Below are 10,993 nucleotides of genomic sequence, written 5' to 3'. Positions count from 1 at the left end.
GAGCAATGTCAGTCGCGATCGTGGATTCCGGTGTCCATCACGTCCCGCCGCTCGCCGGCCACCACGCTCGCGACCGACGTCGATCCCGCAGTGAAGGCGGCCGTCAACGCGGCGCCAGGATCTTCGACAGCCGATCCTCGGTGCCGGGAAGGCGCTGCAGTTGCGGATAGCGCAGGCCGTCGCGGTAGTCGATGCGGACGCCGCGGTACTGCTCGCCCTGGCGGACCAGCAGTTCGATGGGCCGCGACGACGCCTTGGCGGCGACGATGGCGCGCTTGAGGCGCTCGCCGGTGTAGGCCAGGCCGTCCACCGCGATCACCGTCATGTCCTTCGCGAGTCCGGCGGTGAAGGCCGGCGAATTCCAGATGGCTTCCTCGATGCCGCCGTCGCTGGCGATCTTCAAGCCGATCGAGAAACGGAAGTCGTCGTTGCCGCCCGCGCCCTCCGCGTCGGTGATGGCCGGATTCGCTTCGTCGGCGTAGGCCAGCCGCCAGCCGGCACGCTCCAGCCCATCGAGCGGCGAGGCGGCGCCCCGTCCCTCCAGCCGCTCGCGCAGGAAGCCGCGCCAATCACCGGGCTGCACTTCTTCGAGCACCCGCACCACGTCGTCGAAGCCATACAGCGAAATCGGCGCGTCGGCGCTGGCGCCGGCATGGAAGCGGTGCGCGAAGTCGTCCAGGCTGCGACGGCCGCGCGATTGCTCGCGCAGGCGCGCGTCCACCGCCAGCCACAGCAGCGAACCTTCCGAATAGAAGTCGTAGCCTCGCTGCCAGCTGGACCAAGCCTGCGGCGCGTCGTTGTAGTCGACGATGCCCTGGTGCACGGTGTCCTGCAGATCGCGCCAGTCGCGGCCCGGCTGGGTGGCCGCGGTCGCCAGCGTGTTCGCCAGCACCGCGCGCGCCTGCTCGGGCGTCCACAGCCCGGCGCGCGCGGCCAGCACCACCGCCCAGTACTGGGTCTGTCCCTCGTAGACCCACAGCAGCGAGTTGTCGATGGCGCTGTTGTAGTGCGGCGCCCAGGTCGTGTCCGGGCGGCGGAACTTGCCGCTCCACGCATGCACGTATTCGTGCGGCAGCAGATCGTTGTCGATGAAGGCCGCATCGCCGCGCAGGTAGTCGGCATAGGTGCCGTTCTCGCTGGACTGGCGGTGCTCCAGGCCGATGCCGCTGAAGCTGTCCGACAGCGCCAGCAGGAAGTCGTAGTGCGCGAACGGGCGCGGACCGAACACCCGATCGGCCTGCTTCACCAGCGCGCGATGCGCCTGCAGCATCGCCGGCGAGGCTTCCAGCTGCGCGGCCGTATCGGCCATCGCGTTGAGGCGCACCGGCGTGGCGCCGGTGTCCAGATCAAAGCGGCGGAAGTGCTGGCCGGCGTAGACCGGCGAATCGATCAGGGTCAGCAGATCGGTGGCGGCGTAGCGCTGTTCGGCGCCGTCGCGCGCCTCCACCGCCAGCGCGGTCGCAGACTCCCAACCCGCCGGCAGGCGCAGGCTCGGGGCGATGCGGATCCGCCGCGCGTCATGGCCCGCCGGATACAGCAGCACGCGATGCCATTGCAGCGACAGCATCTGCGGGGTCATCGCGACGCGGCCCTGCGCGGAGGACGTGGGTGACAGGTACTGGAATGCGATCTCGATCTCCGTCACCCCGGCCGGCACGTCCAGATGAAAGGCATACATGTCGCCGGGATCGCGGCGCCAGGCGATGCGCTGGCCGTTGCCGGTGATCACCAGCCCGGCGATCTGGTTGATCGGTCCGGTCGGCGCGTGGTTGCCGGGAATCCATTTCGGATACCACAGGGTCAGGGGTCCCGCGGCGACCGGGATGCGCTCGCGTACCCGCTGGATGCGCCGGTCGATGTCGCTGGCGTCGACGTCCAGCCGCAGGACGCCGGGATAGTCGTGGTTGGCGAGGGCCGGCGCGGACGTGGCCGGCACCGGGATCGGCTGTGCGGCGAGGCAAGCGCTGATACAGAGACCGAACGAACACAACAACCCCAATGGCAACCTGGACATTCCGCGCGCATTCCCCGCTTTGTGTTGCCGCCATCCTAGCCGTTCATCGCGATGGCGGCGACGTGGGTGCGTGGTTCGCGTGGCGGAGTGGCGCCATTACGGCGGCGGCGGGTCGCCGCTGCGCGGAATGCGCTCGCCTTCGCCATCGCCCATCCGGAAGTAGCGCATCGTCACCGCGCGGCCGGATCCGTCGCGTTCGATCCGGAACCGGGTGAGCCGGTGCGCGTAGACGAAATCATCCGGACCGATCGGCAGCACCGCATGCCGGCGCTCGCCTTCCTGCAGCACTGGCTTGCCCTCGACCAGGCGCAGGGCGAACACCTGTTCCGGGCCGGCGCGATAGGTGCCCAGCGCGGATTGCAGGCGCGCCTGATCGACCGCGACCGCAATCGGCTCCGGGAACGGCTCGCCCAGGACGAACGCGGCCAGCAGCCGCGAAACGTCGCCCGGCTCCTCGCCCTCGGCCGGGCTGTCGGTGTTCTGCAGGACGGCCACGGTGATGTCGCTGCCTTGCAGGTACAGCAGGCGGGTGGCGAAGCCATGGATGCCGCCGCCGTGTTCCAGCATCGGCTGGCCGCGCAGCGTCAGCGACTGGATGCCGAAACCGTAGCTGCTGCCGGTCGCCTTGCCCATCGGCGTGATCATCTGCCGGTAGGTTGCGTCCTTCAGCACCTTGCCTTCGTGCAGCGCGCGGTTCCAGCGCAGCAGATCGTCGACGCTGGTGACCAGCGCGCCGGCCGCGTGCGGCTGGGTCATGCTCAGGTAACCGGCCTTGGCCGGATGTCCCGGCTCGCCGGTATAGCCCTGGACCATGCCGGGAATCACGCCCGCGCGCTCCAGTCCGTAACCGGTATGGCGCATGCCCAGTGGTTCGAACAGCGCCTGCTTCAGATAGGCGTGCCACGGTTGGCCGCTGACTTTCTCGATGATCGCGCCGACCAGTACGTAGCCGGAGTTGTTGTAGGCATAGCCCTGGCCCGGCGCGAAGTCGGGCTTCAGATCCTTGAACGTCTCGATCATCTGCGCCGTCGTGCGGTCCTGCATGATCGGGCCTTCCATCACGCCCGGGATGCCGGTGTAGCTCTTGATGCCGGAAGTGTGGTTGAGCAGCATGCGCACGCTGACGTTTCCGCCGCCGGGATAGTCCGGCAGGAATTTCGACAGCGGATCGTCCAGCGACAGCTTGCCCTGCTCGACCAGGGTGAGCAGGCCCGCCGCGGCCATCTGCTTGCTGATCGATCCCATCCGGAACACCTGCCCGGCATCCAGGGGAACACCCAGCTCGATGCTGGCGCGGCCACGCGCGCCGCGATACAGCACCTCGTCGCCGCGGGCCACTAGGATCGCCGCGCCCGGGCCGTCCGCCGGATAGGCTTTCTCCATCAACTGGCGCGCGTAGCGTTCCACCTCGGCCTTGCCGGCGGGTTCGGCGGCACCCGCGATACCGGCGAAGAACAGGGAGACGGCGCAGGCGAGCGGCAGCAACGAACGGCGCATGACGTGACCTCGGTGGGAACGATGGCGCATTCTGGCCGGCGATCGCCACCGCACCATCACGCGGAAGTCACCGTGACCTCTGGCGCGACTCAGGCCTTGCGCCAGACCAGGCAGCGGTTGTTGGCCGGCATGGCGACGTCGTCGATGAGCAGGAAGCCATGCGCGTTCGCCAATGCGTCGACCGCTTCGAAATCGCGGATGCCGGAGGCGGGATCACGCGCCTTCAGCCAGGCATCGAACTCGCGGTTGCTCTCGCTGGTATAGCGGCCTTCGTAGTTGAACGGACCGTAGACGATCAGCGAGGCGCGCGGCCCCAGCACGCCACCGAGTCCGGCGAAGAACGCCTGCACCGAGGCCCAGCCCATGATGTGCAGGGTATTGGCGCTGAAGACCGCGTCGAAGCGCTGGGCGGGCCATTCGCCATCCACGTCCAGTTCCAGCGGCGGCGGCGTGTTCGGCAGATCCGTGTCGTCCAGCCACTGGCGGATGCCGGGCAGATGGTCGGCAACGTCCGAGCACTGCCAGATCAGGCGTGGCAGCTTCATCGCGAAATACACCGCGTGCTGGCCGGTGCCGCTGCCGATTTCCAGCACCCGGCGGACTTCGGCGAAGTGATGGCGCAGGACCGCCAGGATCGGATCGCGGTTGCGATCGCAGGCCGGCGCATGGGGCTTGTCTTCCATCATCGCGCCGCTCCCGGGGTCAGTCGCGCCAGCGGACGTAGAAGCGCCGGCTGGTGCCGCCATCCCCGCCGCGCTCTTCCACTTCGAAGTGGCGGGGATGCTGCTTCAGCAGATCGCTGAGTTTCTTCTGCCCGTACAGGCGCGGATCGAAGTCCGGGCGGATCTTGATCAGATAGCTGCCGACCGTACCCAGGAAGGCCCAGCCCTGGTCGTCGGAGGCTTCCTCGATGGCCTGGCGGATCAAGCGCAGGGGCAGCGCTTCGCCGCGCGCCGGTTCCGGCGTCGGCGCGGCGGTCGGTTCGGCCTGGGTCGGTCCGGTCTTCGGCCCGGCGGTTTTCTTCGTCGCCTTTTTCGCCGGTTTGGCGGGCGGCGGTTGCGCGGCCGGCGTCTCGCTGCGCAGCACCTCGGTGTAAACGAACTTGTCGCAGGCCTGCACGAACGCATCCGGCGTCTTGCGCTCGCCGAAGCCGTACACCATCAGGCCTTCCTCGCGCAGGCGCTGGGCCAGCCGGGTGAAGTCGCTGTCGCTGGAGACCAGGCAGAAGCCATCGAAACGCTGGGTGTACAGCAGATCCATCGCATCGATGATCAGCGAACTGTCGGTGGCGTTCTTGCCGCTGGTGTAGGCGAACTGCTGCACCGGCGCGATCGAATGCTTCAGCAGCGCCTGCTTCCACTGGGTCATGCGGGTGCTGGTGAAATCGCCGTAGATGCGCTTGACGCTGGCGACGCCGTATTTGGCGATCTCGCCCAGCAGTCCTTCGATGACCGCGGGCTGGGCGTTGTCGGCATCGATCAGTACCGCCAGCCGGCGCTGTTCGTCATCGGGTTCCGGGCGGGAGACCGGTCGGTTCTTCATGGCGCTCCTGCGTCGTTTCGCATGCCCGGCGGACTATGCCTGTCCGCGCACGCCGCCGCAATCGGACCCGGCGGCACGCCATGCGGCGAAAGGGAGACATGAAAAAAGGGCGGATGCCGCCATCCGCCCTTCTCTCCTCTCTCTCAACTTGCAGAATGATTGCAGCGATGCGGCGGTTGCCCCTTCCCCCGCTGGCGGGGGAAGGCCGGGATGGGGGGGCTTTCCACGGTCACTGTCTGATCGATGTTCGCGGTGTGCAGGCTTGGCGGCGGATGCCAGGGCGCCTGTTTTTCCGACTGGCCCCCACCCAACCCTCCCCCGCCAGCGGGGGAGGGGCAACAGTTTGCGGATGTTTCCAGCGACGAGACGATGCGGCGCGAGCGCCGGATTACCAGATCTTGACTCGATCCTTCGCTTCCAGATGCAGCTTCTCGCCCGGCCTGGACGGGAACGCGGCGTACCAGGCATCGACGTTGCGCACGGTCTGGGCGCGGTAGCGGCCCGGTGCGTGGCCGTCGCCGATCACCTGCGCGCGCAGCGCCGCGTCGCGGGTCTTGGTGCGCCACGCCTGCGCGTAGGCGATGAAGAAGCGCTGGTCGCCGGTCAGGCCGTCGATGACCGGCGCTTCCTTGCCGCCCAGCGACTTCCTGTAGGCGGTGTAGGCGATGGCCAGGCCGGACACGTCGGCGATGTTCTCGCCCAGCGTCTGCTCGCCGTTGATGTGCAGGCCCGGCATCGGTTCGTACGCGTTGTACTGCGCGACCAGGCGATCACCGGCGGCCTTGAAGTGCGCGGCATCCTCCGGTGTCCACCAGTTGCGCAGGCGGCCCTGATCGTCGAACTCGGCGCCGGTGTTGTCGAAGCCGTGGCTGATCTCGTGGCCGATCACCGCGCCGATGGCACCGTAATTGGCGGCCGGATCGGCCTTGGGATCGAAGAACGGCGCTTCCAGGATCGCGGCCGGGAAGTTCATCGCGTTCTGCAGCGGCAGCTGCACGGCGTTGACCGTCTGCGGCGTCATCCACCACTCGGCGCGATCGGCCGGCTTGCCCAGCTTGGCGGTCTGGTGGCGATACTCGAATTCCTCGGCGCGGCGCGCGTTGCCCAGCGGGTCGTCGGCCTCTACTTCCAGCGAGGCGTAGTCGCGCCAGGTTTCCGGATAGCCCACGCCCACCCGCATGGTCGCGGCCTTGGCCTTGGCCTTTTCCTTGGTCGCCGGGGTCATCCACTCCAGCTTGTCCACGCCTTCGCGGAACGCGGCCAGGATGTTGTTGACCATCTCCTCGACCTGCGCCTTCGACGAGGCCGGGAAGTACTGCTTCACGTAGATCTGGCCGATGGCGTCGCCCAGCGCGCCGTTGGTGGCGCCGATCGCGCGCTTCCAGCGATCCCGCTGCTTGGGCGTGCCCTGCAGGGTCTTGCCGTGGAATTCGAAGCTGGCGTCGGCATAGGCCTTCGGCAGCAGGCCGGCACTGTGATCGATGGCGTGGAAGCGCAGGTAATCCTTCCAGGTCTGCAGCGGCTGGCTGGCGACCAGCGCCGACAGCTTCTTGATTGCATCGGGCTGCCAGGCGATCAGCACCTTCTGCCCGGTCAGGCCGGCGCCTTCGAGGAAGGCCTTCCAGTCGATGCCCGGCGCCTTGCTGGCGAACGCCGCGGTCTCCCACGGATTGTTCGCCTTGTGCACGTCCTGGCTGTCGACGATGTTGGCGTGCGCCTGGGCGATCTTCATTTCCAGATCGAAGATCGCCTTGGCCTTGGCGGCCGCGTCGGCGTCGTTCGCGCCGGCCAGCTTCAGCACCTGGCCGATGTAGGCCTGGTACTTCCCGCGGTTGGCGGCCATGTCCTTGTCGGCGGCCAGGTAGTACTCGCGATCCGGCATGCCCAGGCCGCCCTGCATCAGGTAGCCCACGTTCTGCGAGGGATCTTCCAGGCCCTGGGCGACGAACAGGCCGAACAGGTTGTCGGTGGCGAAGTTGGTGGCGTTGAGCGGATCGGTGTCGGCGCGCACGGTGCTGCCGAGGTAGCTCGCCAGATCCGCCGGCGTGGCGATGGCGTCGACCTTGTCCAGCCACGGCTGCAGCGGCGCCAGACCGCGCTGCTCGATGCCGGCCTCGTCCATGAAGGCGGCGTAGTAGTCGGCGATCTTGCGCTCGGGCGTGCCGGCGGCCGGATTGGCCTTGGCCAGTCCCTGGACCAGATCGGCGTTGCGCTTCTCGGCCTTCTGGAACACCTCCAGGAACACGCCGGTGCTGGAACGGTCGTCCGGGATCTGCGCGTTCTTGCGCCAGCCGCCGTTGGCGTACTCGTCGAAGTCGTCGCCCGGCGCGACCGCCTTGTCCAGGCCGGCCAGATCGATGCCGATGACCGGCGCGGCCGCGGGCGCTTCGGCCTTGGGCGACTCGGCGGCCGGTTCGGGGGTGCGGTTGCAGGCGCTGGCGCCGCACAGCGCGGCGGTCAGCAGGATCCAGCGGTGGGCGTGCATGACGGACCTCGGGATGGGACAAAGGCGGCCACGATACTCCCGTCCGGCGCGCGGGCGACATGTGCCCATCGTCATCCCGGACCGTTCAGCCCGGCGCCGCGGCGGGGCTCAGTCCGGCACCGGCAGGCTGAGGGTTTCCTTGACCTCTTCCATCACGATGTAGCTCTTGGACTCGCGCACGTGCGGCAGGGTCAGCAGGGTGCTGCCGAGCAGCTTGCGGTAGGACGCCATCTCCGAGATCCGCGCCTTGATCAGGTAATCGAAGTCGCCCGAGACCAGGTGGCATTCCAGCACGTTGGGCAGGCGCAGGGCGGCGCGGCGGAACTCCTCGAAGATGTCGCCGGATTTGTAGGCCAGGCTGATTTCCACGAACACCAACAGGTTGGCCTTGAGGTACTGCGGGTCCAGCCGGGCGTAGTAGCCGGTGATCACCCCGTCGCGCTCCAGCCGGCGGACCCGCTCGGTGCAGGGCGTGGTCGACAGGCCGACCCGCTCGCCCAGTTCGGTGAAGGAGATCCGGCCCTCCTCCTGCAGCACCCGCAGGATGTTGCGGTCGATCTTGTCCAGTTCGCGGCGGCGCTGGGTCATGCGGGCTCCAAGGAAACCGGGCTTTTCGGTGGAATTACCCAATGTTGCCACCAAATACGGAAAATAACCCTATACATCCGTCCCTATACTCGCCGAACTCCGGAAACCCGGCCTCCAGGTCAGGGAAATGTCCGGAATCACTGGCGGGAGCATCGGCATGCGGGTTCTGGTTCTGGGCGGCGGGGTCATCGGCATCAGCAGCGCGTGGTATCTGGCGCGCGCGGGTTTCGAGGTGACCGTGGTGGATCGGCAGGCCGGCCCGGCCGGCGAGACCAGTTTCGCCAACGCCGGCCAGATCTCGCCGGGCTACGCCTCGCCGTGGGCCGCGCCCGGCGTGCCGCTGAAGGCGCTGAAGTGGCTGTTCTCCAGGCACGCGCCGCTGGCGATCCGCCCGGGCCTGGACCCCAATCAGTACCTGTGGCTGGCGCAGATGCTGCGCAACTGCACCCAGGAGCGCTACGCCATCAACAAGGCGCGCATGGTGCGCCTGTCCGAATACAGCCGCGATTGCCTGGACGAGCTGCGCGCGGAAACCGGCATCGGCTACGAAGGCCGCCAGCTCGGCACCACCCAGCTGTTCCGCACCCAGGCCCAGCTCGATGGCGCGGCCAAGGACATCGCGGTGCTGGACGAATACGGCGTGCCCTACGAACTGCTGGATCGCGACGGCATCGCCCGGGTCGAACCGGCGCTGGCGAGCGTCTCCGACAAGCTGGTCGGCGCCCTGCGCCTGCCGAACGATCAGACCGGCGACTGCCATCTGTTCACCCAGCGGCTGGCGGCGATGGCCGCGGCGGCGGGCGTGGAGTTCCGCTACGGCCAGACCATCGAAGCGCTGGAAACCGAAGGCGGCCGCATCCGCGCCGTGCGCATCGACGGCAGGCGGGAAACCGCCGACCGCTACGTGCTGGCGCTGGGCAGCTATTCGCCGAAGCTGCTGGCGCCGCTGGGCATCCGCCTGCCGGTATATCCGCTCAAGGGTTATTCGCTGACCCTGCCGATCGTCGAGGCGTCGATGGCGCCGACGTCGACCATCCTCGACGAGACCTACAAGATCGCGATCACCCGCTTCGACGATCGCATCCGCGTCGGCGGCATGGCCGAGGTGGCCGGCTTCGATCTGTCGCTCTCGCCCAAGCGCCGCGCGACCCTGGAAATGGTGGTCGGCGATCTGTATCCGCGTGGCGGCGATCTGTCGCGCGCCAGCTTCTGGACCGGCCTGCGCCCGGCCACGCCCGACGGCACGCCGGTGGTGGGCGCGACGTCGTATTCGAATCTGTTCCTCAACACCGGACATGGCACACTGGGCTGGACCATGGCGTGCGGCTCGGGCCGCTACCTGGCCGACCTGATGGCCTCGCGCATGCCGCAAATCAGCGGCGAAGGCCTCGACATTTCCCGCTACGGCGCGCGCCGCGGCGGCCACGACTCCCAGCCTGAACCATGCGCCCAGCCCGCGCGCTGATCGACCTGCAGTCCCTGCGCCACAACTACCGCATCGCCCGCGAACTCGCCGGCGGCCGGTCCCTCGCCGTGGTCAAGGCCGATGCCTACGGGCATGGCGCGGTCCGTTGCGCGCAGGCGCTGGAAGCAGAAGCCGCCGACGGCTTCGCGGTCGCCTGCCTGGAAGAGGCGCTGGCCCTGCGCGGCGCCGGCATCCGTTCGCCGATCCTGCTGCTGGAAGGTTTCTTCGAAGCCGACGAACTGCCGGTGATCGCCGCGCATGATCTGTGGTGCGTGATCCACGCGGACTGGCAGATCGCCGCGCTGGAACAGGCGGCGCTGGAACGGCCGCTGCGGATCTGGCTGAAGCTGGATTCGGGCATGCACCGGGTCGGCCTGGCCCCGCAGGACTACCGTGCCGCCTGGGAGCGGCTGACCACGTTGCCGCAGGTGGCGTCGGTGGTGGCGATGACCCATTTCGCCCGCGCCGACGAACTGGACAGCGAACGCACCCCGCAGCAGGTGGAAGCCTTCGCCGCGACACTGGGTGATCTGCCCGGCGAACGCAGCCTGTCGAACTCGCCCGGCCTGCTCGGCTGGCCGGCGATCGGCAGCGACTGGGGCCGCTCCGGCCTGATGCTGTACGGCGCCAATCCCTTTCCGTCCACGCACCCGCAGGCCGATCGCCTGCGCCCGGTGATGACCGCCGAATCGAAGATCATCAGCGTGCGCGAACTCGCCGCCGGCGAACCGATCGGCTACGGCGGCGGTTTCGTCACCGAACGCCCGACCCGGGTCGGCGTGGTCGCCTTCGGCTATGCCGACGGCTATCCGCATTTCGCCCCGGCCGGCACGCCGGTCGCCATCGATGACCGACGCAGCCGGCTGATCGGCCGGGTCTCGATGGACATGCTCACCGTCGACCTCACCGACCTGCCACAGGCGGGCCTCGGCAGCCGGGTCGAATTGTGGGGTGCGCGGGTGCCGGTCACCGAACTGGCCCGCCATGCCAACGGCAGCGCCTACTCGCTGCTGTGCGGCCTCAAGCGCGCGCCGCGGATCTATCGCGACTGACGACCTGCTTCCCCTTGACCAGCCATCCGGCTGTTGAAGGCGAAGAAGGGGACCGAGGGAGGTTTTGCCTTTCCTCCAAGAGCCAATCCCCCGTCGCCCGCCTCGCGGCCGCCCGCCCCCCTTTTTCCAAGGGGGGCTATTCCTTGCTTCTGAAAGACTCCGCGTTTCCTCCCCCTTGACCCGCCATGCGGCTGTTGAAAGCGAAAAAGGGGGATGACCCGCCATTCGGCGGTTGAGAAGCATTTGAGGGGGATTTGCTCTTCGCTTTTCCTTTGAAGCCTACCCGGCCCGCGACAGCCCACCCGGAAATACCGGTCGCGTTCGGCATACCATGCGCGCCATCCACCCGC

8 protein-coding genes are annotated in these 10,993 nt (G+C 68.3%); 2 read left to right on the top strand and 6 right to left on the bottom strand.

Features of this window, described 5'->3' with window-relative positions; all coding sequences use genetic code 11:
* Nucleotides 1-103 precede the first annotated feature (103 nt).
* The 6 genes from AC3DEZ_RS01770 to AC3DEZ_RS01745 all read right to left on the bottom strand — a co-directional run bounded on the left by AC3DEZ_RS01770 (nt 104) and on the right by AC3DEZ_RS01745 (nt 8,126).
* Nucleotides 104-1,936, bottom strand: coding sequence for a M61 family metallopeptidase (locus tag AC3DEZ_RS01770; protein WP_488386672.1), 1,833 nt, complete (start codon nt 1,934-1,936; stop codon nt 104-106).
* Between the two features lie 174 nt (nt 1,937-2,110).
* Entirely contained in the window at nt 2,111-3,511 is a 1,401-nt protein-coding gene (locus AC3DEZ_RS01765) for a serine hydrolase domain-containing protein (RefSeq protein WP_488386671.1), read from the bottom strand.
* Nucleotides 3,512-3,600: 89 nt separating this feature from the next.
* Entirely contained in the window at nt 3,601-4,194 is a 594-nt protein-coding gene (locus AC3DEZ_RS01760) for a DUF938 domain-containing protein (protein WP_488386670.1), read from the bottom strand.
* A gap of 19 nt (nt 4,195-4,213) precedes the next feature.
* Complete coding sequence (locus AC3DEZ_RS01755) at nt 4,214-5,053, bottom strand: NYN domain-containing protein (protein WP_488386669.1); 840 nt, start codon at nt 5,051-5,053, stop codon at nt 4,214-4,216.
* A gap of 388 nt (nt 5,054-5,441) precedes the next feature.
* The gene (locus tag AC3DEZ_RS01750; protein WP_488386668.1) at nt 5,442-7,538 is read right to left on the bottom strand and encodes a M13 family metallopeptidase; all 2,097 of its coding nucleotides are present in this window, start codon (nt 7,536-7,538) and stop codon (nt 5,442-5,444) included.
* A gap of 108 nt (nt 7,539-7,646) precedes the next feature.
* Nucleotides 7,647-8,126, bottom strand: coding sequence for an Lrp/AsnC ligand binding domain-containing protein (locus AC3DEZ_RS01745; protein ID WP_141454834.1), 480 nt, complete (start codon nt 8,124-8,126; stop codon nt 7,647-7,649).
* Nucleotides 8,127-8,283: 157 nt separating this feature from the next.
* Here AC3DEZ_RS01745 and AC3DEZ_RS01740 point away from each other — a divergent pair, with 157 nt between their 5' ends.
* Together AC3DEZ_RS01740 and alr are read left to right on the top strand one after the other, a co-directional pair.
* Nucleotides 8,284-9,591 (top strand): D-amino acid dehydrogenase, encoded by a 1,308-nt coding sequence (locus AC3DEZ_RS01740; protein WP_488386667.1) that lies wholly within the window; start codon nt 8,284-8,286, stop codon nt 9,589-9,591.
* On the top strand, nt 9,570-10,643 hold the full coding sequence (gene alr, locus AC3DEZ_RS01735) for an alanine racemase (RefSeq protein WP_488386666.1): 1,074 nt from the start codon (nt 9,570-9,572) through the stop codon (nt 10,641-10,643). Before AC3DEZ_RS01740 ends, alr begins: the two co-directional genes overlap by 22 nt.
* Nucleotides 10,644-10,993 lie beyond the last annotated feature (350 nt).

The organism is Pseudoxanthomonas sp. 134C1, assembly GCF_057773065.1.
This window is presented reverse-complemented; position numbering and strand designations above follow the sequence as displayed.

Coding starts and splice junctions, on each gene's coding strand:
- AC3DEZ_RS01760 (WP_488386670.1), bottom strand. CDS start 4,194: ATGGAAGACAAGCCCCATGCGCCGGCCTGCGATCGCAACCGCGATCCG.
- AC3DEZ_RS01745 (WP_141454834.1), bottom strand. CDS start 8,126: ATGACCCAGCGCCGCCGCGAACTGGACAAGATCGACCGCAACATCCTG.
- AC3DEZ_RS01740 (WP_488386667.1), top strand. CDS start 8,284: ATGCGGGTTCTGGTTCTGGGCGGCGGGGTCATCGGCATCAGCAGCGCG.
- AC3DEZ_RS01765 (WP_488386671.1), bottom strand. CDS start 3,511: ATGCGCCGTTCGTTGCTGCCGCTCGCCTGCGCCGTCTCCCTGTTCTTC.
- AC3DEZ_RS01755 (WP_488386669.1), bottom strand. CDS start 5,053: ATGAAGAACCGACCGGTCTCCCGCCCGGAACCCGATGACGAACAGCGC.
- alr (WP_488386666.1), top strand. CDS start 9,570: ATGCGCCCAGCCCGCGCGCTGATCGACCTGCAGTCCCTGCGCCACAAC.
- AC3DEZ_RS01750 (WP_488386668.1), bottom strand. CDS start 7,538: ATGCACGCCCACCGCTGGATCCTGCTGACCGCCGCGCTGTGCGGCGCC.